Raw genomic sequence first — 24,921 nt, 5'->3', positions numbered from 1 at the left:
CTGTCACACTGTAACGCATGAGCGATGCACGCGACAGGGTCGACGCCGACCCGCCGATGCGGTGGAACGGCTGGGGCGACCCGGCCAAGGCCAAGGAGCTCCCGCTCGCGGTGCGCACGCTCCTGCCGCTCCTGCTCGGCCGCGTCCGTCGGCCGGCCCCGCCCGTCGAACTCGATGCCGTGCGTCTCGCTCCGTCCGCGCTCACGGACGACGACGTCGCCGCCCTCCGCCGAGCGGTCGGTGCGGAGCACGTCGACCTCTCCCCCGAGGCCCGGCTGCGCCATGCCGGCGGCCGCTCCACCCCGGACCTGCTGCGCCGCCGCGAACCGGAGCAGCTCGCTCCCGACGCGGTCGTCCGCCCCCACGATCACGGCGAGGTGCTCGCATGCCTCGAGCTCGCGGATTCGCTGGGCATCGCCGTCATCCCGTTCGGCGGCGGCACGAGCGTCGTCGGCGCCCTCGACCCAGAGCGCGGCGCCCAGCGCGCCGTCGTGAGCCTCGACCTCCGCCGACTCTCGGGCCTCCTCGCCCTCGACGAACTGAGCGGCGAGGCCGTGCTCGCCGCCGGCACCACCGGCCCCGAGGCGGAGGCGCTTCTCGCCGCACGCGGACTGGAGCTCGGCCACTATCCGCAGAGCTTCCGCTACGCGACCGTCGGCGGTTTCGCCGCGGCGCGCTCCTCGGGCCAGAACTCCGCCGGCTACGGGCGCTTCGACGCCATGGTGACGGGCTTGCGGGTCGCCACCCCGACCGGCGAGCTCGAACTCGGCCGCTCCCCCGGCTCCGCCGCCGGTCCCGACCTCGTCCGCGTCTTCCTCGGCTCGGAGGGCATCTTCGGGGTCATCACCGAGGTCCGGGTGCGCGTGCACCCGGTGCCCCGGGAGCGCGTCTTCGAGTCCTGGACCTTCCCCGACTTCGCCGCGGGTGCGGAGGGGCTCCGCCGGGTCGCCCAGCACGGCGGCGGCCCCACCGTCATCCGGCTCTCCGACGAGGCGGAGACGGCCGTGAGCCTCGCCCAGCTCGGCAAGCTCGGCAAAGCGCTCGCGAAGGGCGCGAGCGCCGTCACGGTCTACGAGGGCGCGCACCTCGAGGAACGTCGGGCGCGGACCGCGGAGCTGCTGCGCGCCGCGGGCGGCACCTCCTCCGGCGCGGGTGCCGCCTCCGACTGGCTGGGCAGCCGATTCGACGGGCCGTACCTGCGCGACGCCCTGCTCGACGCCGGCGTGTTCTGCGAGACGCTCGAGACGGCGACGACCTGGTCGAAGCTCCCCGCGCTGCGCGAGGCCGTCGAGCGCACCCTCCGCGACGGGCTCGCCACGGCCGGGGCGAAGTCGTACGTGATGTGCCACGTCTCGCACGTGTACCCCACCGGCGCCTCGCTGTACTTCACCGTCCTCGCGGGCATCCGCGAGGAGCCGCTCGAGGTCTGGGACCGGGTGAAGGCCGAGGTCAACGACGCCATCCTCGCCGCCGGCGGCACCATCAGTCATCACCACGCAGTGGGCCGCGACCATGCCCCGTGGCTGCCGGCCGAGATCGGCGAGACCGGCATCCGCATCCTCCGGGCGATCAAGCGCGAGCTCGATCCACGCGCGATCCTGAACCCCGGCGCGGTCATCGCCGCCGAGCCGGCGACGCGCCGGGAGGGATGAGCGTGGGCGGGCACATCGCGGTGCTGGCCAACCCGTTCGCCGGCAAGGGGCGCGGGCGCGCCGCCGCGGCGGCCGCCATCGCCGGGCTGCGTGCGCACGGCGCCGAGGTGCGCAGTTACGAGGGCGCCTCGGCCGCCGACACCGCGGCGCTCGCCGCGCAGGCGCTCGAGGACGCCCCGACCGCGCTCGTGGTCGTCGGCGGCGACGGGACGCTCTCCGGGATCCTCGAGGTCCTGCTCCTCGCCGGGCCCACGCCGATCGTGCTCGTGCCCGCGGGCACCGGCAACGACCTCGCCCGCGCGCTCGGGCTCCCGCGCGACGACGCCGCAGCGGCCGCCGCGCTCGCGCTCACCGGCACGGTGCGCATCATCGACGTCGGCGTGGTGCGGAGCGAGGGCCGGTCGACCCCGTTCCTGACGGTCGCCGCGCTCGGCTTCGACGCGAAGGTCAGCGACCGCACCAACCGGCTGCGCTGGCCGCACGGGGCTCTCCGCTACTATCTGGCGCTCGCCATCGAGCTCGTTCGGCTGCGGCCCATGGACTTCACGATCCGGATCGAGGGCGAGGCGGCCCAGCACGCCCCCGGCACCCTCGTCGCCGTCGGAAACACCGAGAGCTACGGCGGCGGGATGCCGGTGTGCGTCGGCGCGCTCCCCGACGACGGGCTCCTCGATATCGTGCACGTCGCCCCGCTGACGAGGCTGCGGCTCGTCCGCCTGTTCCCGCTGCTGCTGCGCGGCCGGCACGACCGGCGGCCGGAGGTCACCCACCGGCGCGCCCGCGAGGTGCACGTCTCGGCCCCGGGGCTCACGGTCTACGCCGACGGCGAGCGCGTGGGCAGCGGCGCGTGCGAGATCGTGTCGCGGGCGGGCGCGCTGCGCATCATGGTGCCGCACGCGACCCCCCGGCCTGAGGCCGGCGACGCCGCGCACGCCGAGGGCGGTCGAGCATGAGCGCGCAGGCGACGTTCGACGAGGACGTCGTCATCGTCGGCTCGGGCTTCGGCGGCTCGGTGGCGGCGCTGCGACTCGCCGAGAAGGGCTACCGCGTCCGCGTGTACGAGGCCGGAAGGCGGTTCGCCGACGAGGACTTCGCGAAGACGAGCTGGAACCTGCGTCGCTACCTCTGGGCCCCAGCGTTCGGCTGCTACGGCGTGCAACGCATCCACCGGCTGCCGCACGTGATGATCCTCGCGGGCGCCGGGGTCGGCGGCGGCTCGCTGAACTACGCGAACACGCTCTACGAGCCCGGACCCGGCTTCTTCGCCGATCCGCAGTGGCGAGGACTCGCCGACTGGGCGAGCGAGCTCGCCCCGCACTACGCGACGGCCAAACGCATGCTCGGGGTGGTCGAGCGCTACCCGCATCACGGCCCCGTCGAGCGGATCATGGCGGGTGCGGCCGAGGACCTCGGCGTGGGCGACACCTTCCGGCGCGCCCCGGTCGGCGTCTGGTTCGGCCGCCCCGGCGAACGCACCGCCGACCCGTTCTTCGGCGGCGAGGGACCGGAGCGCACCGGCTGCACGCTCTGCGGTAACTGCATGGTCGGCTGCCGCGTCGGCGCGAAGAACACGCTCGTCAAGAACTACCTCGCGCTCGCCGAACGCCGGGGCGTCGCCATCGAGCCGCTGCGCACCGTCACCGAGGTGCGTGAGCTGCCGGGCGGCGGCTTCGCCGTCACCACCCGGCGCACCGACGGCCGCCTGCGGCGCGGCGAACGCACCGTCACCGCCCAGCGGGTCGTGCTCGCCGCCGGCACCTGGGGCACGCAGCAGCTCCTGCACCGGATGAAGCACTCCGGCGCGCTGCCCGGGATCTCCGACACCGTCGGCCGGCTCACCCGCACGAACTCCGAGGCGCTCGACGGCGCCGTGGCGACCGCGGTGCCCGAGTCGCTCGGCCTCGCGCACGGCATCGCCATCACGACTTCCTTCCACGTCGACGACCGCACCCACGTCGAGAACGTGCGGTACGGCCCCGGCTCGAACCTCATGGGCGCGCTGGCGACCGTGATGGTGCCGGGCGAGCTCCCGCTCGCCCGCCGCCTCGGCCGGGTAGTCCGGCTCGTGCTGCGATCGCCCGCCCGCCAGTTCCGGCTCGCCTCGCTGCACCGTTGGAGCGAGCGCGGCATCATCGCGCTCGTCATGCAGACGGCCGACAACTCGTTGACCCTCTCGCTACGCCGCCGCTTCGGGCGACTGGGCCTCACCAGCGCGCAGGGCCACGGCGAACCGAACCCGAGCCACCTGCCCGAAGCGCACCGCGCCGCCGAGGCCATCGCCGCCCGGATGACCGAGGCGAGCGGCGTGCCCGCCGAGGCGCGCGGCTCGTGGCCGGAGGTGTTCGGCATCCCATTGACCGCGCACTTCCTCGGCGGCGCCCCGATCTCCGCGTCGCCGTCGGACGGCGTCGTCGATGCGTACCACCGGGTGTGGGGACATCCCGGACTCTCCGTCGTCGACGGCGCGGCCGTGCCCGCGAACCCGGGCGTGAACCCCTCCCTCACGATCACCGCGCTCGCCGAGCGCGCCCTGTCGTACTGGCCCCCGGCCGGCGCGGACGATGAACGGCCGAGCCAGGCGGAGCTGCTCGCCCGCTGAGCGCGCTGAGCGCGGCGTGCGCGGCGTGCGCGGCGAGCGCGGCGAGCGCGGCGTGCGCGCAGCCGCGGACGCCGGGCCGCTGCTTTCGATCGAAGCAGCGACAGCGGCGCCTCCGCTTCGCTATGCTCCGATGCAGCGCACGGTCCCGGCCGCGCCGCTCCACCCCGGCCCGCCGCGCGACCCCGCGACGACGGGCACCCCCACCACGCGAAACGGAGCCCCATGGCACTCCCCTGGACCCTTCACGGCGACGGCAAGACCGTCGCCCCGGGCGAGGTCGTCGCCCCCGGCGAACGCCTGAGCTGGCCGCGCACGATCGGTCTCGGCGCCCAGCACGTCGTCGCCATGTTCGGCGCCACCTTCCTCGTGCCGCTCCTCACCGGCTTCCCGCCGGCGACGACGGTGCTGTTCTCCGGCATCGGCACGATCCTCTTCCTCGTGATCACGCAGAACCGGTTGCCCAGCTACCTCGGCTCCTCGTTCGCGTTCATCGCCCCGGTCACCGCCGCGCTCGCCGCCGAGCAGGCGGCCGATCCTATGGGGGCGGCGCTCTTCGGCATCGTCGCCGTCGGCGTGATGCTCGCCCTCATCGGCGCGCTCGTGATCTGGACGGGCACCGGCTGGATCGACGCCCTCATGCCGCCGGTCGTCGCCGGTGCGATCGTGGCGCTCATCGGTCTGAACCTCGCCCCGGCGGCGAAGTTCAACTTCGACCAGGCACCGCTCACCGCGCTCATCACCCTCAGCGCCGTGCTGCTCACGACCGTGCTGTTCCGCGGCATCCTGGGCCGGATCTCGATCCTCATCGGCGTCGCCGTCGGCTACATCGCCGCGATCGTGCAGAACGAGGTCGACTTCACCAAGATCGATCAGGCCGCCTGGGTCGGGCTGCCGGAGTTCCACCTCGCGGGCAACCCCTTCGCCGACACCGCGCTCTGGGGGCTCCTGCCCGCGTTCCTGCCGATCGTGCTGGTCCTCATCGCCGAGAACGTCGGGCACGTGCGCGGCGTCGCGCAGATGACCGAGCCCTCCGTCAACCGGCAGACCGGTCGCGCCCTCTTCGCCGACGGCATCGCCACCACCATCGCGGGCTTCTTCGGCGGCTCGGGCACCACGACGTACGGCGAGAACATCGGCGTGATGGCCGCGACGCGCGTCTACTCGACGGCGGCGTACTGGGTGGCGGGCTTCGTGGCGATCCTGCTCGGCCTCTCGCCGAAGTTCGGGGCGCTCGTGAACACCATCCCCGCGGGCGTCCTGGGCGGTGCGACGGTGGCGCTGTACGGCCTCATCGGCATCATCGGCGTGAAGATCTGGGTCGACAACAAGGTCGACTTCTCGCGCCCGGTGAACCAGTTCACGGCCGCGACGGCGCTCATCATCGGCATCGCGAACTTCACGATCGAGTTCGGCAACGTGGTGTTCAACGGCATCGCGCTCGGCACCGTCGCCGCGATCGTCGTGTACCACGTGATGAACGCCATCGGAAAGGCGCGCGGCACCGCGTAGCTCGCCCTGGAACGGCGGATGCCCCGGGCAGCAGTGCTGCCCGGGGCATCCGCGTCTCCGGCGTCGATCAGGCGAAGAGCGCCTTACCGGGCCGCGCGCGAAGTACGGCAAGCAAGATCGCGACGTTCCCGGAGCTTCGCGCCGACGTGGAGTCCCGGCTCGATCTGCGCTGGAGCCCGGAGCAGATCGCGAACGCGCTTCGCCGTGAGTTCCCTGACCGGCCTGCGATGCAGGTCGCGCACGAGACGATCTACCTGGCGGTGTACGTGCCGGGGCTGGGCGGTCTTCGCCGTGAGCTGTACAAGGCGCTCCGCACGAGTCGCGCGCGTCGGAAGTCGCGGCGTCGCGCGCAACAGCGCCATCATCACCGAACTGCCCGCCCAGCTGCGCCGATCACTGACCTGGGATTAGGGCAGCGAGGTGGGCCAGCGACCGGGTAGCCGGCTCAGTCGTCGGCCTCGAGGTCTTCGAGGGCTTCGAACGGGGACTCGACGTCGCCGCGCCACGCCTCGATGCCTTCACGGATCGCGAGGCCGGCGACGACGAGGGCTGCGACGGAGTCGGCCCACATCCACCCGAACAGCGAGTTCAAGAGGAGCCCGATCAGCACGGTCCCGGACAGGTAGATGCACAGCAGCAGCTGCTTCGCGTCGGCCTGGACACTCTTCGAGCCGAGCTCACGTCCGGTGCGGAACTCGAACCACGCCAGCACCGGCATTACGATCAGGCTCAGCGTCGCGATCCCGATCCCGAGCGGGCTGTGGTCGACTTCTTCGACGCCGGTGAGGGTCAGGATCGCGTCGATGATCACGTAAGCGGCGAGGGCGAAGAACGCGATCCCGATCGCGCGGACCGTGGCCTTCTCCCACCGTTCCGGGTGCTTCCGGGTGAACTGCCACGCCACGGCTGCGGCAGACAGCACCTCGACCACGGAATCGAGACCGAACCCGATGAGGGCGGCCGAGGACGCCATCGAGCCAGCCCAGATCGCGATGATCGCTTCGAGCACGTTGTACGTGATCGTGAACCCAACGATGAACCGCACCCGGCGATGCAGCCTGGAACGATGTTCCGCCGTCAGGGCAGTGGCGGTCATCGGACAGCTTCCTGTCGACAGCCGGGGACGGTGCAGCCCACGTCCATACACGGTGCACCCTCGTCGACCGCGAGGGTCACGTCCAGCAGCGCGGTCAGCGATCGCGCCAGGTGCGCGTCGGCGATCTCATACCGGGTCCGACGCCCCTCGGGCTCGGCGATCACGATGCCGCAGTCCCGCAGACACGTCAGGTGATTCGACACGTTCGATCGGGTCAGATCCAGCTCACGAGAGATCACCGCCGGGTAGCTCGGCCCCTCGAGAAGCACCATCAGAATCCGTGAACGCGTCGAGTCCGCCATGGCTCGACCCAGCCGGTTCATCACGTCGAGTCGTGTCGCAATAGTCAGCACGCGCTGACTATACAGTCCGTGCTGAACTAAACCAATCGACCCGCTACGTCAGTACTTCAATACCCCGGCATGACTCAGACCCGGATCCGAATCGCTTCGACGATCTGGTCTGTCGTCGGCATGCCTGCCAGCCCCTGATCAGTGAGGTAGACCCGGCAGGCCAAGTCCGCCGTGCGTCCGTCCGAGGGGAACGCGTCGGTACCGTCGACGGTGATCGTCGGCGACCCCGCGAACGCAGTCACAGCCGCCTCTTCCGCGGTGCGCAGCACCCGCGCCTTCACCTGCACCGCACCCAAGCCGAGCAGGTCGAGCGCTTCGCGCGTCCGAACCGCGGCCTTCTCCCAGGACGGGCATTCATCGATGTGCAGCACCTCAACGATCACCCCTCCATTCTCCTGCCGCTACGCTCGCACACACGCTGTGTTGCAACGATCCCCAGAATTCGCCCATCCTCCCGCGGGGCGATTTCCTCCGCCGCGGTGTCGGCGGGCCGGTACGACGGTCTGATGGAGCACCTCGAACGGCGGATGCCCCGGGCAGCAGTGCTGCCCGGGGCATCCGCGTCTCCGGCCTCGATCAGGCGAAGAGCGCCTCCACCGGGCCGCGCGCGAAGTACAGCAGGAAGCCGGCCGCGACGATCCAGAGCAGCGGGCTGATCTCTCGCGCCTTGCCGCCGAGCGAGCGCACCACGACCCAGGCGATGAAGCCCGCGCCGATGCCGTTCGCGATCGAGTAGGTGAGGGGCATGACCGTCACCGCGAGGAACACGGGCAGCAGCACCGAGAAGTCGCTGAAGTCGATGTAGCGGATCTGCGACATCATCAGCGCACCGACGATGACGAGCGCCGCAGCCGCGACCTCGGTCGGCACGATGGACACGAGCGGCGTGAAGAACATCGCCAGCAGGAACAGCGCGCCCGTCACGACGTTCGCGAGGCCCGTGCGCGCCCCCTCGCCGATGCCGGCGCCCGACTCGATGAACACCGTGTTCGACGAGCCCGAGGTGAAGCCGCCCGCGACCGCGCCGACGCCCTCGACCACGAGGGCCGACTTGATGCGCGGGAAGTCGCCGCGCTCGTCGGCGAGCCCCGCCTCCTTCGACAGGCCCGTCATGGTGCCCATGGCGTCGAAGAAGTTGGTGAAGACGAGGGTGAACACGAGCATCAGCGCGGCGAGCACGCCGATGCGCTCGAAGGAGCCGAAGGAGACCTGGCCGACGAGGGAGAGGTCGGGGAGGCTCACCGGCGAGCCGGAGAGCTCCGGCACCGAGAGGCCCCAGCCGTTCGGGTTGACGAGCTCGCCGTTGGCGATCTTCGGGCCGAGGTTCCAGATCGCCTCGATGACCACCGCGAGCACGGTGCCGGAGACGAGGCCGATCAGGATGCCGCCCTTCACCTTGCGCGCCACGAGCACGCCGGTGATGAGGAGGGTGAGGATGAACACGAGGCTCGGCACGGTGGCGACCGAGCCGCCGGCGCCGAGGCCGACCGGCGGCGAGGAGACCCCGGTGGCGGTGACGAAGCCGGCGTCGACGAAGCCGATGAAAGCGATGAACAGGCCGATGCCGACCGTGATCGCGAGCTTCAGCTGGATCGGCACGGCGTTGAAGATCATGCGCCGCAGGCCGGTCGCCGCGAGCAACACGATGATGAGGCCGTTCACGACGACGAGCCCCATCGCCTCGGGCCAGGTGACCTGGCCGACGACCGAGACCGCGAGGAAGGAGTTGATGCCGAGGCCGGCCGCGAACCCGAACGGGAGTCGCGCGACGACGCCGAAGAGGATCGTCATGACGCCCGCCGTGAGCCCCGTGACCGCCGACAGCTGGGCGAAGCCGAGCTGGTTGCCGTCGACGTCGACGCCGGAGGACAGGATGATCGGGTTCAGGATCACGATGTAGGCCATCGTCACGAAGGTGACGATGCCGCCTCGGATCTCGGTGCCTACGGAGGAACCGCGGGCGGTGATCTCGAAGAAACGGTCGAGCGCGTTCTTGGGGGCCTGCTGCGGAGCGTCAGCAGTCGGGGTGGTCGTCATTGGCTGCGCCTTCTTTGGGGTCGCCGAGCGGTCGCTCGGAGGTGGGGAATCCGAAGGGTGGTGCAGCAGCTCGGGCGTCAGGCCCCGCCGACGAGCCGCGTGAGGTGCTCGCCGAGGATCAGGTAGATCCCGACGAGCACGGCGATCGCGCTCAGCGCGAAGCACCCCCACGCTCCGACGAGCGCGAGTCGCTTCTGGCCTTCCGTGAGCGGACTCTTCTTGGCCGCCTTCGCGGCGCGCTTCGCTGCGGCCTTGATCTCGGCGGGCGTGACGATGGTGATCGCGTCGGTGAACTCCGCGGGCGTCACGAGCGGGGTGCGGCCGGACAGGGTGAGCAGCCGGATGCCGAGCGCGTACGCGCTCACGACGACGCAGGCCCCGACGAGCGCCGAGACGAGGACGAGCAGGAAGTCGAGCCAGTCGATCACTTCTTCGCCTTCCGCTTGGGCTTCGGATTGCGCTTGATCTTCACGGCCCGGCCGGAGTCGGCGACCTCGGAGACGACGTTGTGGTGCGAGACCTCGCTGCGCCGCGACCACATGAAGATGCCGATGATGACGATGACCCCGACCACGGCGTCGATGATGACCCCGCCGACGCCGAGGTGCGCGACGAGCGCGGCGAGCGCGCCCACGGCGCCGGCGGCGGGCAGGGTCAGCAGCCAGCCGACGCCGATGCGTCCCGCGGTGCGCCAGCGCACCTTCGAGCCGCGCCGGCCGAGGCCCGAGCCGATCACCGAGCCCGACGCGACCTGCGTGGTCGAGAGGGCGAAGCCGACGTGGCTGGAGGCGAGGATGGTCGCGGCGGTGGCCGTCTCGGCCGCGAAGCCCTGCGCGGGCTTCACGTCGGTGAGGCCGGTGCCGAGCGTCTTGATGATGCGCCAGCCGCCCATGTAGGTGCCGAGCGCGATCGCGATGGCGCACGTGACGATGACCCACCACTGCACGTCGCTGCCGGGCGCCTGCAGGTTCGCGGCGACGAGCGTGAGCGTGATGACGCCCATGGTCTTCTGCGCGTCGTTCGTGCCGTGCGCGAGCGCGACGAGCGACGAGGAGAAGACCTGCGCGTAGCGGAAGCCGTCACGGCCGTCGGGCTTGCCGTCGTAGCGGCGGGTGATCGCGTAGGCGAGCTTCGTCGCGGCGTAGGCGACGAGGCCCGCGGTGAGGGGGGCCAGGAGCGCCGGCAGGATGACCTTCGACACGACGACCGGGAAGTCGATCGCGCCGAGACCCGCACCGACGATCGCCGCGCCGATGAGGCCACCGAACAGGGCGTGGCTGGACGAGGACGGGAGCCCCAGCAGCCAGGTGATCATGTTCCAGACCACGGCGCCGATGAGCCCCGCGAACACGAGCTCCGGCGTGATCAGCACTCCGCCGTCGCCCTCGCGGATGATGCCGCCCGAGATGGTCTTCGCCACCTCGGTGGACAGGAACGCGCCCACCAGGTTCAGGATCGCGGCGAGCGTGACGGCGGCCTTGGGCCGGAGCGCCCCGGTGGCGATCGGCGTCGCCATCGCGTTCGCCGTGTCGTGGAAGCCGTTCGTGAAGTCGAAGAAGAGCGCCAGTGCGATGACCAGCACGACGATGAGGGTGAGATCCACCGGCGCCTTTCTGTAGTGGACGCTGCCTCTGTGATCGGTGAAGACCTTCACCAGAAGTTCATGGGGTACCGCTTGCGGCCTCCGGGGAGCCCGCGCACCCGTCGATCCTACGCGACGGACGGGCCCGGTTCCACCACGGTCGCGAGATCGTCGCCGAAGACGAACGATCGCTCGACCCGACCGCCCGCGAGCACGCCCGGAAGCCAACGGGAGGCGTCGTCCCACATGCGCTCGAGCGGCACCGCGTCGACCGGGAACCACTCGGGATCGAGCTCGTCGGAGCCCGTCGGCTCCCCCTGCCAGTCACGGCAGACGAACACGTGCGAGCGCTGGCTCCACGCCTCCCGGCTCGGGAAGCGGTAGTCGATCACGCCGCGCGCCTCGAGCGAGGACTCCGCCACGACGAGGCCGACCTCCTCGGCGACTTCGCGCACGCACGCGGCCGCCGGGGTCTCCCCCGGCTCGAGCTTGCCGCCCGGCGCGACGAGGCGGCCCTCGCCGAGCCCGTGCTTCTTGCGCCCGAGGAGCACCTCCTGCCGTCCCTCCCGCTCGCGCAGGAGGTAGCAGACGCACACCTCGGGATGCCGCATCCGTCGCCCGCTCAGCCGAAGAGGATCTTCGCCTCGTCGTAGCGCGACTGCGGCACGACGTTCAGGCTGCCGGTCGCCTCCGCGATCGACACCGTGCGGATGTCGGTGCCGCGGAGCGTCACCATCGAGCCCCAGGCCTCGTCATAGGCCGCCTCGACGGCCGCCATGCCGAGGCGGGTGGCGAGCACGCGGTCGTACGCGCTCGGCTCGCCGCCGCGCTGGATGTGCCCGAGCACGGTCGCGCGCGACTCGATGCCGGTGCGCTCCTCGATCATCGGCGCGAGGACGTCGGCGATGCCGCCGAGGCGCGGACGGTTGAAGGCGTCGAGGCCCTTGTGGGAGTGCGGTTCGTCCATGCCGGGCAGCGTGAAGCCCTCGGCGACGACGACGAGCGGCGCGCGGCCCCGTGAGCGCACCGACTCGACCCACTCGCAGATCTGCTCGATCGACTGGGGCTGCTCCGGGATGAGGATCGCGTGGGCGCCGCCGGCCATGCCCGAGTGCAGGGCGATCCAGCCGACGTGACGGCCCATGACCTCGAGCACCATGCAGCGGCCGTGCGAGTCGGCCGTCGTGCGCAGCCGGTCGATGGCCTCGGTCGCGATCTCGACCGCGGTGTCGAAGCCGAACGAGTAGTCGGTGGCGGCGAGATCGTTGTCGATCGTCTTCGGCACGCCGACGACCTTGATGCCGCCCTCGTCGTAGAGCCGCCGGGCCGCCGTGAGCGTGCCCTCGCCGCCGATGGCGATGATGGCGTCGATGCCGTGCTCGTCGAGGGTGCGCTGGATGTTCTCGGGACCGCCGAGCTCCCCCTCGAAGGGGTTCGTGCGACTCGAGTGCAGGATGGTGCCGCCCTGACGTGCGAGGCCTCGCACGTCGTGCCGGGTGATCGGCACGATGTCGCGCTCGACGACGCCCCGCCAGCCCCAGCGGAAGCCGACGAACTCGGTGTCGTGGGAGATGACGCCCTTCAGCACGGCGCCGCGGATGACCGCATTGAGTCCGGGGCAGTCGCCGCCGGAAGTGAGCAGGCCGATCTTCATATGTGCACGTCTCCTGGGGAAGTGGGAAGGCGGGAAGGGTGCATGACCACGTCGGCGGGGTCGAATCGGAGTCTATACGCTCCCCACGGGCACCCCGGGACGACGACGGGGCCGGGGCGAACGCCCCGGCCCCGTCGCGCACGGATCGCTCAGAGCGCGCCGTCGAGCGCCTGCCGAAGGAGGTGCTGGAGCGCGTCGAGCTGCACCGAGTCCGCCGAGCCGGGCTCGACGTCCTGCCCGTCGAGCGCACGGGCGGCGAGGCCCTGCTTCTGGTCGATGAGCTCGGCGATGCGCGCGTCGATCGTGTGCGCCGCGATGATCCGCCAAGCGGTGACCGGCTCGTCCTGCCCGATGCGGTGCACGCGGTCGATCGCCTGCGTCTGCTCGGCGCTCGTCCAGCTGAGCTCGGCGAGGACGACGTTGGACGCCGCTTGCAGGTTCACGCCGACGCCGGCCGCCGTGAGCGAGCAGACCGCGACGTGCACCTCGGGGTCCGAGTTGAAGGCGTCGATCGCGGCCTGCCTGGCGATCGCCGTCTGGTCGCCGCGGAGCGACACCGTGCGGATCTCGCGCGCGGCGAAAGCGGCCTCGGCCTGGTCCATGACGTCGATGTGCTTCGCGAAGAAGACGACCTTGCCGACCGAGCGGGCGAGCTGGGCCGCGTAGTCGGCCGCGAGCCCGGCCTTCGCCTGGCCGATGCGGCGCACCATCGTGAACACGTTCTCGCCGGACTTGGCCTGCTTCGACTCCTCGAGCTCGGCGCTCGCGACCGCGCGGACGAACTGGTCGCGGGTGTCCTCGTCGAGATCGCCGACGCGGAGGTCGCGCGCCTCGACGAGCGCCCGGAAGCGCTGCACGAGCCGGTTGCCGAGCTCGCGCTCCGCGGCCCGCACGGAGCGGCCCAGCTCGTCGTCGAGCTCCACGGGGAGGTCGGCGATGCGCTTGGCGGGCAGGTCGGCGGCGACGTCCACCTTGCGGCGGCGCACGATGCCGAGGTCGATGACCGCCCGGCGCGCCTCCGCGTAGAAGCCGTGGTCCGCGGGCGTGAGCCCGATGCGCTCGAGCTCGGCGAGGAGCTGGGGCGCGGGCTTGTCGCCGTCGATCCAGCCGAGGAACTGCCAGATCGCCCGGAAGTCGTCGACGTCGTTGATGAGCGGGGTACCGGTTAGGGCGAGCAGCAGCGGGTCGCCGCCGGGCGCGCTGCGCCGGATGCGCTCGGCGAGGGCGAGCACGTTCTTCGAGCGCTGCGAGCTGAGGTTCTTGATGAAGTGCGCCTCGTCGACCACCATGCCGCGGAAGCCGAGGGTCGACAGCCACGACATGTGCCGGTCGAGCACGTCGTAGTTCACGACGACGACATCGGCGAAGGCGTCGACGGTCTGCCCGTCGCCGTGGATGACGGTGGCGCGACGCTGCGGCGTCCAGCGCTCGACCTCGCGCGCCCAGTTCATCTTCACGACGTTCGGCACGACGGCGAGGAGCGGGTACGCGTCGGCGACGGAGGCGGCGAGCACCGACTGCGCCGTCTTGCCGAGGCCCGGCTCGTCGGCGAGCAGGAAGGTGCGGTGGCCGAGGCGGGCCGCCTCGACGAAACGGGCCTGGTGCTTCATCAGCTCGAGGCCGCGCGGGGTGACCCGGTCGATCTTCGGCGCTTCCGGCAGCGGCATGGTCGCCGACTGGCCGCCCGAGCCGAGTTCGAACGCCTTGAACAGGGGGCTCAGCAGCTCCCAGTTCGCGAGGCGGCGGGCCGGCACGGCGGGCTGCGGCTGCTGCGAGAAGTCCGGCGCGAGGAACGGGCTGGCGAGCTGTCGAGACTTCACCGAGCGCGGCACGACCTGGTTCTCGGCGATCATCGGCGCGGGCTCGGGCTCGCGCGTGATGATGAGCTCGTCGGCGCTGAGCTCGGCGCCGGACTCGAGCAGCCAGTCCCGGCGGAAGCGCTGCGCGACCGTGGAGATCGAGGCGTCCGGCTCGAGCAGGGTGATGAGGCTGGTGTCGCGCGCCGCGGTCTTCGCGAGGATCTGCGCGATGCCGTCGAGGCGCTTCAGCAGCTCGGCCCGCTGGGCGTCGCTCAGTTCGGCGTCGGCCTTGACGCGGGACCGTTCCTCGCGCATGAGCAGCGCGATCACCTGGAACTTGGTCCGGTTGGTCGGGCCGAGCTTGTTCTTCTGCGCCTTCTGCTCCACTTCGCGCACCTTGCGCGCGAGGATGGGGATGATGGGCGCGTCGTCGTCGCGGGAGCGCGTGCGGGCGCGCTGCCTGGTCTGGGCCATGGTCCTCCGGTCTCTTGGCCGTCGCGCCGAGCGTCGGCCCGTTCGGAACGACGACTCCCCCTCGCGGCCTCCGGCTGACGGATGCCGCACGACCGGAACCGCGGACTGCGCGGTGTCGATCGTCGACTGCAGGGCGGCATCTGGGACGGCTGGGTGCGGATCGCACCGCCTGCCCCGTGAGCGGAATCGCCCGGCGCACCCCACATTCTAGCCGGAATCGCGCCGATCGGGCGAGTTCTCGCGGAACGGCGCGGCGCACGGGGCCCGAGCGCCGCGCTCCACCGCCGCCCCTCACCATCCCGAAGGGGTCGATTCCCGTCACGAACTGGGCTGCCGCCCCCTACGGCCGCCGCGATCCGACCCCGTGGGCGGGACGGCTCACAGCCCGCCGCCTCCGCCGCCGCCCCCGCCGCCGCCCGAGGAGCCGCCGCCGCCCGAGCCGCTCGAGGAGGAACTGGAGCTCGAGCCCGACCACGAGCTCGAGGACGTCGCCGAGAACGCGGAGACCCCGGCGCTGAAGGCGACGGCGTCGAACGGCCCGCGACCCGAGTACCACTCCGGCTGGGCGCCGCGCTCCGCGTACTCCGCGGCGAGCACCCGGCTCCACTCGCGCTCGATGCCGAAGAGCACCGCGTAGGGCAGGAGTTTCTCGTGCAGCTTCAGCACCGCCTCGGGGCCGCCGGTGCGCAGCGCGCCCTCCGGGCTCTGCAGCATCCGGATGCGATCCGCCTCGGCGAGCTGGAGGTAGACCTTGAGCCCCTCGAGGTGATCCTTCGCGGCGCGACCCGGCTCAGTCAACGGCCGGACGTCGATGACGGCGAACGCCGCCGCAAGCACCGCGAGGATGCCGAGCACGAGGCCGAGCACGGGCCAGCCCCCGCCCATCGCCTGGTCGAGGGCGATGATGCCGAAGACGATGCCCGCGATCCCGCCGAGGAGGGCCAGCAGGCCGAGCAGCAGCCGCGGCCCCACCGGCGGGGTGCGGCGGAGCCCCTCCGTCACGACCCGGCTGCGCACGGCGCTCCGGAGCGCGAGGAGCTTCTTGCCGAGCGCGGTGTCCTGCTGCTTCAGCTCCCGCCGGCCGCTCGTGGCGAACAGGTCGCGCAGCAGCTGGTCGGCGTCCGGGTCGGGTCCCTCACCGCCGCCGTACTCGACGGCGAAGCGCTTCGGGGCGAGCTCGACGACCCGGAGGCGGTGCTGCACCGCGAGCTGCAGGATCGTCGCGGTGACGCCTTTGCCGGGCTGGCCGGCGATCTCGGCCGCCTCCATGACGCTGAGCCCGGGCGGCGGCTCGTACTGCGCGATGATCGTGCCGCGTCCCGGATGATCACGCCACCTCGTGGCGCGGGCGATGATCGCGGTGGCGGCCGCGCCGAGCGCGAGGAGGGCTCCCCCGGCCCCGGCGAGTGCCGCCGGCGACGAGGTGAAGGCGTCGTCGCGCGGCACGAAGGTGCCCGGCTCGAAGGCGAGCGCGATCGTGAGGTTCTCGTACGGACCGACGGCGTCGGCGGAGGCTGTTGCTCCGGCCTCACCGAGCTCGAGCGAGGTGCACGGCGTGTTCGAATCCGACGGGCCCTGGTAGCAGGCGCCCTCGCCGGTGAAGCCCGAGGCCGCGGCGCCGCTCAGCCGCACTTCGGCGCTCACCCGGCCGAAGGGCTGGGCCCAGCCCGTGCCGTTCACGTCCCAGTAGAACTCGTCGATCGCCCGATCGTCGGGCACGTGGGTGACGTTGTGCTGCCGGTACTCGATGACGTAGCTCTGCCGGCCGTGCACGTACTCGTCGCCCGCGATCGACACGAGGAGGAACTCGTCGTCGTCGTCGGGTTCGGTCGAGTACGCGCGCGGCGTGCCCGCCTCGTCGGTCACCGAGCGCACCTCGAGGTCGACCGGGTGGCCGTCGTAGGAGAGCGGGATGGCCCGGCGGATGCCCCGGTTCTGGTCGAACTCCGGGAACACCGCGACGAGCGTCTCCGTGGTGTCGAGCACGGACCGGCCGTCGGCGTCGGTGCCGAGCTCGTAGACGGCGTCGAAGGAGTCGAAGACGAAATCGTCGGTGCCCGCCGGCACCACGGAGACACCGGCCGGCGCGGCCGGCGCGGCCGGCGCGGCCGGCGCGGCCGGCGAGTGCGGCGAGTGCGGCGAGTGCGCCGCCGAGCCGCTCGGGGCGGCGAACGCGAGCGGGGCGCCGGCGAGGGCGAGCCCGGCGCCGGTGAGGAGGCCGGCCACGAGGGCGGCGGCGGTGCGGGGCATCCGGCGGCTCATGCTGCCACCGTAGCGAACCACGGCCGGCCGCCCGAGCATGAATACCCCGGTCGGTACTGGATTCGCAGGCGCTATCCTGAGGGGGTGATCGAGGACATCAAGAAGCGGGCGCTGCACCGCACGAAGATCATCGAGGGCCAGCTCCGCGGCATCGAGAAGATGATCGAGAACGAGGACTACTGCGTCGACATCATCACGCTGTCGCTCGCGGTGCAGAAGTCGCTCGGCTCACTGAACAAGCTGCTCGTGGAGAACCACCTGCGCACGCACGTGAGCCACCAGTACGAGGCCGGGGGCGAGCAGCGCGAAGCGGCCGTCGCCGAGCTGATCCGCATCTTCGAGCTTTCGAACAACCGCGGCTGAGGCCGCGGTTCAGCCGCCGGAGCGCTGTTCGCCGCCCCGGCGAGAGGTGCCGGTCGCGCGGGCCGGCAGGTGCTGCACGACGAGGTCGTCGTCCGCCTCGGCCCGCTCCGGGCGCGCGAGGAAGCGCGCCGCCCCGGGCCCCGCGACGCTCATGACCCGGCGGCCGCCGCGGGAGACGAGCCGCCGGCCGGACGCCGCGGCACGCCGGGCGAACGGATCGTCGATGAGACGACCGCGCTCGTCGGACGCACCACGACGACCCGCCACGCTCAGCGGAGGCTCTTCGTGTGCCAGACCGTCTTCGTCTCGGTGAAACCGACGATGCGTTCGAGCGTCGGCGCCGCGGCATCCGCACCCTGCTCCGGGCGGTGCACCCGCTTCAGGGTGTCGGCCGCCGCGATCTCGAGCTCGATCCAGTCGAGCGCGCCCGCGCCGACGAGGTCGAGCGCGTTGACGTCGGCGTGGCTCGCGAGCCACGGCGCGATCTCGGCGGGCGATCCCGTGAGCACGTTGACGACGCCCTTCGGCACGTCGCTCGTGGCGAGCACCTCGGCGAGCGAGATCGCCGAGAGCGGGAAGCGCTCGCTCGCGACGACGACGACCGCGTTCCCGGCGACGAGCGCCGGGGCGACGGCCGACACGAGGCCGAGGAGCGAGGAGTCCTGCGGCGCGACGATGGCGACGACCCCCGTCGGCTCCGGCACCGAGAGGTTGAAGTACGGCCCGGCGACCGGGTTGGCGTTGCCGGCGACCTGGGCGAACTTGTCGGCCCAGCCTGCGTACCAGACCCAGCGGTCGATGGCCTCGTCGACCTGCGCGCCCGCCGCGGCACGGGAGACGCCCTCGGCCTCCTCGATCTCGGCGACGAATTGCGCCCGCCGCCCCTCGAGGAGCTCGGCGATGCGGTAGAGCACCTGCCCACGGTTGTACGCGGTGGCGCCGGCCCAGCCGGCGACGGCGCCGCGCGCTGCGACGACCGCGTCCCTGGCGTCCTTCCGCGAGGCCTTCGCGGCGTTGGCGAGGAAGCCGCCCGACGCGCTCGTCACCTCGTAGGTGCGGCCGGACTCGCTGCGGGGGAACGCCCCGCCGATGAACAGCTTGTAGGTCTTCGGCACGGTGAGGCGGCTCACTTCGCGGCTCCCTTCTCAGCGGACTTGCTCGTTCGGCGGCTCCGCTCGGCGGGCGCCGGCTTCGCCTCGGCATCCGCCTTCGCGGCCGGCGCGGATGCCTCGACGGCGCGCGCGGCGCGGGCGCTGCGGCTCGTCGCGGGCGCGAGGTAGGCACCGAGCCCGTGCCGTCCGCCCTCGCGACCGTAGCCGGACTCCTTGTAGCCGCCGAAGGGGCTCGCCGGGTCGAAGCGGTTGAAGGTGTTGGCCCAGATGACCCCCGCCCGGAGCTGGTCGGCGACCGCGAGGATGCGGCTGCCCTTGTCGCTCCAGATGCCGGCCGAGAGGCCGTAGGGGGTGTTGTTCGCCTTCGCGATCGCCTCCTGCGGGGTGCGGAAGCTCAGCACCGACAGCACCGGGCCGAACACCTCCTCGCGGGCGATGCGGTGGCTCGTCTCGACGCCCGTGAAGATCGTCGGCGCGAACCAGAAGCCCTCGGCGGGCAGCTCGCACGGCGCGCTCCAGCGCTCGGCGCCCTCGGCGACGCCGACGTCGCTGAGCTCGCGGATGCGGGCGAGCTGCGCGGCGGAGTTGATCGCGCCGATGTCGGTGTTCTTGTCGAGCGGGTCGCCGAGGCGGAGCGTCGACAGGCGCTGCTTCAGCCGGTCGACGACCTCGTCGTGGATGTTCTCCTGGACGAGCAGGCGGCTGCCGGCGCAGCACACGTGCCCCTGGTTGAAGAAGATGCCGTTGACGATGCCCTCGATCGCCTGGTCGATGGGCGCGTCGTCGAAGACGATGTTCGCCGCCTTGCCGCCGAGCTCCAGGGTGACCTTCTTCTGCGTGCCGGCGACCTGCTTCGCGATCGCCCGGCCGACGCCCGTCGAGCCGGTGAAGGCGACCTTGTCGACGTCGGCGGCGACGAGCGCGGCCCCCGTCTCGCCCGCGCCGGTGACGATGTTCACGACCCCGGCCGGCAGCTCGGCCTGCTGCAGGATCTCGGCGAAGAGCAGCGCCGTGAGCGGCGTCGTCTCGGCGGGCTTCAGCACGACCGTGTTGCCCGCGGCGAGCGCCGGGGCGATCTTCCACGCGAGCATCAGCAGCGGGAAGTTCCACGGGATGACCTGGCCGGCGACGCCGAGGGCGCGCGGGTCGGCGCCCAGGCCGGCGTGGTCGAGCTTGTCGGCCCAGCCCGCGTAGTAGAAGAACCAGGCCGCGACGAGCGGCACGTCGACGTCGCGCGACTCCTTGATCGGCTTGCCGTTGTCGAGCGACTCGGCGACGGCGAGCTCGCGGGCCCGCTCCTGCACGAGGCGGGCGATGCGGAAGAGGTACTTGCCGCGGTCGCGGCCGCTCATCTTCGACCAGACCCGCTCGTAGGCGCGGCGGGCGGCCGCGACGGCATCGGCCACGTCTTCCGTGTTCGCCGAGGCGATCTCGGCGATCCGCTCCTCGTTCGCGGGAGAGATCGTCTGGAAGGGGGTGCCGCGGCCGTCGACGAACTCGCCGTCGATGAAGAGGCCGTAGCGGTCGCGCAGCGACAGGATGGCCCGCGACTCGGGGGCCGGTGCGTATTCGAGGAAGCTCATCTCAGGTCTCGTCTCGGTCAGTCGATGGTCACGTAGTCGGCGCCGGAGTAGTGCCCGCTCGCGAGCTTCTGGCGCTGCAGCAGCACGTCGTTCAGCAGGCTGGAGGCGCCGAAGCGGAAGAGGTGCGGCACGAGCCACTCCTCGCCCACGGTCTCGGCGACGGTGACGAGGTACTTGATGGCGTCCTTCGAGGTGCGGATGCCTCCGGCCGGCTTCACGCCCACCTTGTGCCCGGTGAGGCGGTGCCAGTCGCGGACGACCTCGAGCATCAACAGGGTCACGGGCAGGGTCGCCGCGGGCTGCACCTTCCCGGTGGAGGTCTTGATGAAGTCGCCACCGGCGAGGATCGAGAGCCACGAGGCGCGGCGCACGTTGTCGTACGTCACGAGCTCGCCGGTCTCGAGGATCACCTTGAGGCTCGCGCTCGTGCCGTCGGCGCGGCGGCAGGCCGCTTTCACGGCGGCGATCTGGTCGAAGACGAGGCCGTAGCGGCCGGCGAGGAACGCCCCGCGGTCGATCACCATGTCGATCTCGTCGGCACCGGCTGCGACGGCCTCGGCGGTGTCGGCGAGCTTGATGTCGAGCGAGGCCCGACCCGACGGGAAGGCCGTCGCGACCGCCGCGACCGAGATGGCGCCGTCGTCGGGGTCGCCGTGAGCGGCGCCCAGCGCCTCGACGGCGGTGGACACCATGTCGCCGTAGACGCAGACGGCGGCGACCCGCGGCGCGCCGGGGTCGGCGGGGTCGGGGGTCTGTGCCTTCGCGACGAGCGAGCGGACCTTGCCGGGGGTGTCGGCGCCCTCGAGGGTGGTCAGGTCGATCAGCGAGATGATGCGGTCGAGCGCCCAGGCCTTCGAGCTGGTCTTGATGGAGCGGGTGCCGAGGCCGGCGGCCCGCTGTTCGAGGCCGACGGCGTCGACGCCGGGGATGCCGTGCAGATAGCGGCGGAGCGTCGCGTCGTCGGGGTCGCCGCCGAGCACGGCGAGTGCGCGCTCGCGCGCGGCGACGAGGGTGGTGCCAGTCATTCTGGGTGACCTGCCTTCCGGCTGTTGTGGCGATTCGTGGTTCGTGGTTCGTGGTGGTCCGCGGCGTTCAGCCGTCGAGGAGGTGGAGCGCCGTGGCCTCGTCGGTGACGAGCACGGTGCAGAGCCCGCTGCGCACCACCGCGTCGGCGACGGGGTGCTTCGCCTGGCCGGCGATGACGGCGATGGCGAGCGGGGCCTCGCGCAACTCGTCGAGGGTCAGCCCGACCGTGCGCGCGTCGAGGGCCGGATCGACGATGTTGCCGTCGGAGTCGAGGTAGCGGCCGACGACGTCGCCGACCGCGCCCTTGGCGACGAGGAGCTCGACGTCGGAGACGGAGAGGTAGCCACTCTCGACGTGCACCGAGCTCTCGTCGGCCGCGCCGGCGCTGAAGAGGTAGGCGTCGGCGGAACGGGCGAGCTCGATGACGCCGGCCACGACGCGGTCGGACTCGATGGCCTGCTTGGTCTCGAGCCGCTCGAGGATCGCCGGGCTCGGCAGCAGCGTCGCCTGGCCGCCGCCCTTCTGGGCGATGCCGACGGCCGTGGCCGCGGCGGTGCCCGGACGTCGGTTGAGGCTCACGCCGCCGTTGATCTGCACCACGTTGACCCCGGTGGCCCAGCCGTTGCGGAGGTGCTGCGAGATCTCGTACAGCGTGCGCCCCCAGCTCACACCGAGCGTGCGCGGCACGGGGCGGAGGGCGGTGAGGTAGTCGGCCGCGGCCTGGGCGGTGCGCGCCTGCAGCTCCTCGGGCCCCGCGACCCCCGCGGAGGACACCACGATCGCGTCGGCGAGCCCGCGCTCCTCGCGCAGCCGCCGCTCGATCGGCAGCCGCCGGGCGCGCGGGTGCAGGATCTCGATGCGGATGAATCCCCGCTGCTTGGCCTGGGCGAGCAGCCGCCCGACCTTCCAGCGGGTCAGGCGCAGGGCCTGCCCGATCTCGTCCTGGGTCTTGTTCTCTTCGTAGTAGAGCTCAGCGGCCCGGATCGACAGCAGCTCATCGGTCTCGTCCATCCGTCTCCTTCCCCTCGTTCCAGGGTAGGCATCGGAGTGGTTCCCAGCAACACTCGCAGCTCCTTCTGCTCAGATGAGCAGGTGGACTGCGCGCCGCACGCGAGCGAGCGGCGCGGCGAGGCATCCGTCCGACCGTGCGACGCGCGTCCGAGACGCCGTCAGCGCGCCGCATCCTCCAGATACCGCGGTCGCGCCACGACTGCCCCGGCGACCGCCGCCGGCAGCGAGGACGCGAGCAGCAGGAGGAGCGGCCACGTCCAGCCGCCGCTCGCCTCGTGCAGCAGGCCGACCGCGAGCGGTCCGACCGCGACGGCGAGATACCCGACCGACTGGACGAATCCGCTCAGCGCGACCGCACCGTCGTGGCTCCGCGTGCGGAGGTTGATGAGCACCAGGGAGAGCGGGAACAGCATCGGGCCGCTCCCGACGAGCGCGACCCAGAGCCAGGTCGCGTGCCCGGGTGCCAGCAGCAGGCCCAGGTATCCGGCGATGAACACGAGCACCGCGAACCAGACGAGCGGGCGCACCCAACCGAAGCGCACCGCGAGCACCGGCACGAACAGCCCGGCCGGAATCCCCATCGCCGCGTAGAGCGAGAGCAGGGTGCCCGCCTCGGCGGGCGACGAGCCGGCGATGTCGTGCAGGATCTCCGGCAGCCACGCGAACGCGGAGTAGGCGTTGAACCCGGCGACCGCGAAGACCACCATCAGCGCCCAGCCGAGCGGCGATCGCGCGGCGCGCGCCAGCAGCCCGGCCCGGGGCTCGTCCGTGTCCGGCCGGTCGGTCGATCCCGGCCGCGCCAGTAGGATCACCCACGGCACCAGCGCGACCGCCGCGACGATCGCCCACTCCCCCACCGAGACCCGCCAGCCGGCGGCCTCGGCCACCGGCTCGGCGAGGAGTGGCGGCACGAACGTGCTCACCGACATCGCCGTGACGTACACCGTCGTCATGAGCCCGATCCGCTCCGGGAAGTAGCGTTTCACGAGCGGCGGCAGCAGCACGTTGCCGACGCCCATCGCCGCGAACGTCGCGACGCTCGCCAGCACGAGCTGCCCGGCGTCGGCCGCGAGCCCGCGCCACGCGAGCCCGCCGGTCAGCAGCAGCAGCGAGGCCACGAGCGTGCGCTCGAGGCCGAAGCGGCGCGCCACGAGCGGCGTCAGGATGCCGAACACCGCGTAGCACAGCGGTGGCAGCATACCGAGGAAGCCGACGAGGGCCGGGCTGAGTGCGATGTCCTCGCCGACCCGCGCGAGCACCGGCGAGATCGCCGCGACGGCGGTGCGGAGGTTGAACGCGACGAGCACGATGCCGAGCAGCGCGAGCAGGCGCCCGCGCCACGGTCCCTTGATCGACGCCGGATCCGCTGGCGCCACGGATCAGCCCAGCAGGATGGTGCGGATGCGGTCGACGTCGTCCTGGATCGTCGCGATGAGGTCGGGGACCGTCGTGAACGCGACCATGCCGCGGATCCGCTCGACGAACTCGACGTCGACGAGGTGGTCGTACAGGTCGAGCTCCCGATCGAGCACGTATGCCTCGACCTGCTTCTTCGGGACGCCCTCGAACGTCGGGTTGTTCCCGACCGAGATCGCCGCCGGATAGCGGACCCCCGCGTCGGTCAGCCACCCCGCGTACACCCCGTCGCCCGGGATGAGCCCCTCCGACTCGGGCGAGAGGTTCGCGGTCGGGAAGCCGAGCTCCCGCCCGCGTGCGGCGCCGTGCACGACCACGCCGCTCACCGTCGGCCGGTGCCCGCCGAGGAGCTCGGAAGCGCGGGCGACGTCGCCCTCGTCGAGCAGCTCGCGCACCCAGGTGGAAGACACCCGCCGTTCGCCGTCGGGCCGGATGTCGCCGAGCACCTCGACGGTGAAGCCGTGACGCTCGCCGAGACGCCGGAGCAGTGCGACGTCACCCGCGCCCCGGGCGCCGAAGCGGAAGTCGTCGCCGACGAGCAGCGCCTTCGCGTCGAGTGCGCCGACGAGGATGCGCTCGACGAACTCCTCGGCCGGCACCGAGGCCAACACGCGGTCGAAGTGCAGCAGCAGGGTGGCGTCGAGGCCGGTCGTCGCGAGCAGCTCGAGCTTCTGCCTCGTGCTCACGAGCGAGGCCGGGCACTGGTCGGGAGCGAGGAGGGCGAGCGGATTGCGGTCGAACGTGACGGCGACCGCGGAAAGCTGCCGTTCGGCCGCGATCTCGCGCAGCCGGCCGATGACGGCGCGGTGGCCCACGTGCACGCCGTCGAACTTGCCGATCGTGACGGCAGCGGGCCCGAACCCCGCCGGGACTCCGGCGAGGTCGTCGAAGACCCTCACTGGGCCGGCCGTTCGGCGGCGGCGAGGGGCTCCCTGACCGGGGCGTCGGCGGCGGGCCGGTGCTTCGCGAGCCACCACATGCCGAGCACGGGCAGCACGAGCGGGATGAACAGGTAGCCGCGGCCGTACCACGACCACACCGTGTCGTGCGGGAACAGCCCGGGCAGCGCGATGCTGAGCGTGCCGACGACGAGCACGCCGGTCAGTTCGAAGACGATCGTCGCCCACGCGACCCGGTACCAGCCGCGACCGGAGCGGACGAGCGCGATCGTCGCGATCACGTAGACCACCGCGGCGAGCGCGGAGAGGGTGTACGCGAGCGGCGCCTCGTCGAACTTCTGCACGATCTGCACGAAGGAGCGGCCGAGCGCCGCGAGGGCGAGCACGCCGTAGACGGCGACGAGGACGCGGCCGATGCCGCTCATCCGCCGGCGTGCGCCGGGCTCGGCCGGGCTCTGGGGTGCGCTGTTCATGTCGCTTCGATTCTCTCAGAC

At 72.1% G+C, this 24,921-nt stretch carries 23 protein-coding genes; 5 read left to right on the top strand and 18 right to left on the bottom strand.

The window, feature by feature from the left end; translation table 11 throughout:
- Positions 1–17 precede the first annotated feature (17 nt).
- From M3147_RS05595 to M3147_RS05580, 4 genes are all read left to right on the top strand, one after another.
- Positions 18–1,652 (top strand): FAD-binding oxidoreductase, encoded by a 1,635-nt coding sequence (locus tag M3147_RS05595; protein WP_251202485.1) that lies wholly within the window; start codon positions 18–20, stop codon positions 1,650–1,652.
- 2 nt (positions 1,653–1,654) lie between these two features.
- A complete protein-coding gene (locus M3147_RS05590; protein WP_251202484.1) occupies positions 1,655–2,605 on the top strand; it encodes a YegS/Rv2252/BmrU family lipid kinase in 951 nt (316 codons plus the stop codon).
- Positions 2,602–4,251, top strand: a complete 1,650-nt coding sequence (locus M3147_RS05585) for a GMC oxidoreductase (protein ID WP_251202483.1) — start codon at positions 2,602–2,604, stop codon at positions 4,249–4,251. Before M3147_RS05590 ends, M3147_RS05585 begins: the two co-directional genes overlap by 4 nt.
- A 222-nt stretch (positions 4,252–4,473) precedes the next feature.
- Complete coding sequence (locus tag M3147_RS05580) at positions 4,474–5,760, top strand: uracil-xanthine permease family protein (protein WP_251202482.1); 1,287 nt, start codon at positions 4,474–4,476, stop codon at positions 5,758–5,760.
- A 445-nt stretch (positions 5,761–6,205) separates the two neighbouring features.
- Here M3147_RS05580 and M3147_RS05570 read toward each other — a convergent pair whose 3' ends face one another.
- The 10 genes from M3147_RS05570 to M3147_RS05525 form a co-directional block, all read right to left on the bottom strand.
- Positions 6,206–6,856, bottom strand: coding sequence for a cation diffusion facilitator family transporter (locus tag M3147_RS05570; RefSeq protein ID WP_251202481.1), 651 nt, complete (start codon positions 6,854–6,856; stop codon positions 6,206–6,208).
- On the bottom strand, positions 6,853–7,209 hold the full coding sequence (gene cmtR / locus M3147_RS05565) for a Cd(II)/Pb(II)-sensing metalloregulatory transcriptional regulator CmtR (protein WP_251202480.1): 357 nt from the start codon (positions 7,207–7,209) through the stop codon (positions 6,853–6,855). The genes M3147_RS05570 and cmtR overlap by 4 nt, the downstream gene beginning before the upstream one ends.
- A gap of 74 nt (positions 7,210–7,283) precedes the next feature.
- Positions 7,284–7,592 carry a hypothetical protein gene (locus M3147_RS05560; RefSeq protein ID WP_251202479.1) on the bottom strand — a complete coding sequence of 103 codons (309 nt, stop codon included), beginning with the start codon at positions 7,590–7,592 and terminating at the stop codon, positions 7,284–7,286.
- Positions 7,593–7,785: 193 nt separating this feature from the next.
- Positions 7,786–9,246 carry an NCS2 family permease gene (locus tag M3147_RS05555; RefSeq protein WP_251202478.1) on the bottom strand — a complete coding sequence of 487 codons (1,461 nt, stop codon included), beginning with the start codon at positions 9,244–9,246 and terminating at the stop codon, positions 7,786–7,788.
- Positions 9,247–9,323: 77 nt separating this feature from the next.
- A complete protein-coding gene (locus tag M3147_RS05550) occupies positions 9,324–9,674 on the bottom strand; it encodes a peptidase (RefSeq protein WP_251202477.1) in 351 nt (116 codons plus the stop codon).
- A complete protein-coding gene (locus M3147_RS05545; RefSeq protein WP_251202476.1) occupies positions 9,671–10,849 on the bottom strand; it encodes an inorganic phosphate transporter in 1,179 nt (392 codons plus the stop codon). Before M3147_RS05545 ends, M3147_RS05550 begins: the two co-directional genes overlap by 4 nt.
- Before the next feature lie 107 nt (positions 10,850–10,956).
- Positions 10,957–11,439, bottom strand: a complete 483-nt coding sequence (locus M3147_RS05540; protein WP_251202475.1) for an 8-oxo-dGTP diphosphatase — start codon at positions 11,437–11,439, stop codon at positions 10,957–10,959.
- An 11-nt stretch (positions 11,440–11,450) separates the two neighbouring features.
- Positions 11,451–12,482 (bottom strand): 6-phosphofructokinase, encoded by a 1,032-nt coding sequence (locus M3147_RS05535; protein ID WP_251202474.1) that lies wholly within the window; start codon positions 12,480–12,482, stop codon positions 11,451–11,453.
- 149 nt (positions 12,483–12,631) lie between these two features.
- Positions 12,632–14,755: a DEAD/DEAH box helicase gene (locus M3147_RS05530; protein WP_251202473.1), complete on the bottom strand. Its 2,124-nt coding sequence runs from the start codon at positions 14,753–14,755 to the stop codon at positions 12,632–12,634.
- Between the two features lie 378 nt (positions 14,756–15,133).
- Entirely contained in the window at positions 15,134–17,017 is a 1,884-nt protein-coding gene (locus tag M3147_RS05525; protein ID WP_251202472.1) for a DUF2207 domain-containing protein, read from the bottom strand.
- An 84-nt stretch (positions 17,018–17,101) separates the two neighbouring features.
- Between M3147_RS05525 and M3147_RS05520 the strand changes: the two genes are divergently transcribed.
- Positions 17,102–17,380 (top strand): metal-sensitive transcriptional regulator, encoded by a 279-nt coding sequence (locus M3147_RS05520; protein WP_251202471.1) that lies wholly within the window; start codon positions 17,102–17,104, stop codon positions 17,378–17,380.
- Between the two features lie 9 nt (positions 17,381–17,389).
- Here M3147_RS05520 and M3147_RS05515 read toward each other — a convergent pair whose 3' ends face one another.
- The 8 genes from M3147_RS05515 to M3147_RS05480 form a co-directional block, all read right to left on the bottom strand.
- Positions 17,390–17,647: a hypothetical protein gene (locus tag M3147_RS05515; RefSeq protein ID WP_251202470.1), complete on the bottom strand. Its 258-nt coding sequence runs from the start codon at positions 17,645–17,647 to the stop codon at positions 17,390–17,392.
- Between the two features lie 2 nt (positions 17,648–17,649).
- Positions 17,650–18,510 carry an aldehyde dehydrogenase family protein gene (locus M3147_RS05510; RefSeq protein ID WP_251202469.1) on the bottom strand — a complete coding sequence of 287 codons (861 nt, stop codon included), beginning with the start codon at positions 18,508–18,510 and terminating at the stop codon, positions 17,650–17,652.
- The gene (locus M3147_RS05505) at positions 18,507–20,075 is read right to left on the bottom strand and encodes an aldehyde dehydrogenase family protein (protein WP_251202468.1); all 1,569 of its coding nucleotides are present in this window, start codon (positions 20,073–20,075) and stop codon (positions 18,507–18,509) included. The genes M3147_RS05510 and M3147_RS05505 overlap by 4 nt, the downstream gene beginning before the upstream one ends.
- Positions 20,076–20,092: 17 nt before the next feature.
- Positions 20,093–21,100, bottom strand: a complete 1,008-nt coding sequence (deoC, locus tag M3147_RS05500; protein WP_251202467.1) for a deoxyribose-phosphate aldolase — start codon at positions 21,098–21,100, stop codon at positions 20,093–20,095.
- A 67-nt stretch (positions 21,101–21,167) separates the two neighbouring features.
- Positions 21,168–22,112: a sugar-binding transcriptional regulator gene (locus M3147_RS05495; protein WP_251202466.1), complete on the bottom strand. Its 945-nt coding sequence runs from the start codon at positions 22,110–22,112 to the stop codon at positions 21,168–21,170.
- A 158-nt stretch (positions 22,113–22,270) separates the two neighbouring features.
- Positions 22,271–23,488: an MFS transporter gene (locus tag M3147_RS05490; protein ID WP_251202465.1), complete on the bottom strand. Its 1,218-nt coding sequence runs from the start codon at positions 23,486–23,488 to the stop codon at positions 22,271–22,273.
- Positions 23,489–23,491: 3 nt separating this feature from the next.
- Positions 23,492–24,427, bottom strand: a complete 936-nt coding sequence (locus M3147_RS05485) for a bifunctional riboflavin kinase/FAD synthetase (protein ID WP_251202464.1) — start codon at positions 24,425–24,427, stop codon at positions 23,492–23,494.
- Complete coding sequence (locus M3147_RS05480) at positions 24,424–24,900, bottom strand: hypothetical protein (RefSeq protein ID WP_251202463.1); 477 nt, start codon at positions 24,898–24,900, stop codon at positions 24,424–24,426. Before M3147_RS05480 ends, M3147_RS05485 begins: the two co-directional genes overlap by 4 nt.
- Positions 24,901–24,921 lie beyond the last annotated feature (21 nt).

This window comes from Agromyces mediolanus (assembly GCF_023715325.1).
Taxonomy (GTDB): Bacteria; Actinomycetota; Actinomycetes; order Actinomycetales; family Microbacteriaceae; genus Agromyces; species Agromyces mediolanus_A.
The sequence above is the reverse complement of the archived record's forward strand: the minus strand, read 5'-3'. Positions and strand labels throughout refer to the sequence as shown.

What these genes read in the sequence shown, in the direction of transcription:
- M3147_RS05595 (WP_251202485.1), top strand. Translation starts at nt 18, where the DNA reads ATGAGCGATGCACGCGACAGGGTCGACGCCGACCCGCCGATGCGGTGG.
- M3147_RS05585 (WP_251202483.1), top strand. Translation starts at nt 2,602, where the DNA reads ATGAGCGCGCAGGCGACGTTCGACGAGGACGTCGTCATCGTCGGCTCG.
- M3147_RS05580 (WP_251202482.1), top strand. Translation starts at nt 4,474, where the DNA reads ATGGCACTCCCCTGGACCCTTCACGGCGACGGCAAGACCGTCGCCCCG.
- M3147_RS05570 (WP_251202481.1), bottom strand. Translation starts at nt 6,856, where the DNA reads ATGACCGCCACTGCCCTGACGGCGGAACATCGTTCCAGGCTGCATCGC.
- M3147_RS05555 (WP_251202478.1), bottom strand. Translation starts at nt 9,246, where the DNA reads ATGACGACCACCCCGACTGCTGACGCTCCGCAGCAGGCCCCCAAGAAC.
- M3147_RS05540 (WP_251202475.1), bottom strand. Translation starts at nt 11,439, where the DNA reads ATGCGGCATCCCGAGGTGTGCGTCTGCTACCTCCTGCGCGAGCGGGAG.
- M3147_RS05535 (WP_251202474.1), bottom strand. Translation starts at nt 12,482, where the DNA reads ATGAAGATCGGCCTGCTCACTTCCGGCGGCGACTGCCCCGGACTCAAT.
- M3147_RS05530 (WP_251202473.1), bottom strand. Translation starts at nt 14,755, where the DNA reads ATGGCCCAGACCAGGCAGCGCGCCCGCACGCGCTCCCGCGACGACGAC.
- M3147_RS05525 (WP_251202472.1), bottom strand. Translation starts at nt 17,017, where the DNA reads ATGAGCCGCCGGATGCCCCGCACCGCCGCCGCCCTCGTGGCCGGCCTC.
- M3147_RS05505 (WP_251202468.1), bottom strand. Translation starts at nt 20,075, where the DNA reads ATGAGCTTCCTCGAATACGCACCGGCCCCCGAGTCGCGGGCCATCCTG.
- deoC (WP_251202467.1), bottom strand. Translation starts at nt 21,100, where the DNA reads ATGACTGGCACCACCCTCGTCGCCGCGCGCGAGCGCGCACTCGCCGTG.
- M3147_RS05495 (WP_251202466.1), bottom strand. Translation starts at nt 22,112, where the DNA reads ATGGACGAGACCGATGAGCTGCTGTCGATCCGGGCCGCTGAGCTCTAC.
- M3147_RS05480 (WP_251202463.1), bottom strand. Translation starts at nt 24,900, where the DNA reads ATGAACAGCGCACCCCAGAGCCCGGCCGAGCCCGGCGCACGCCGGCGG.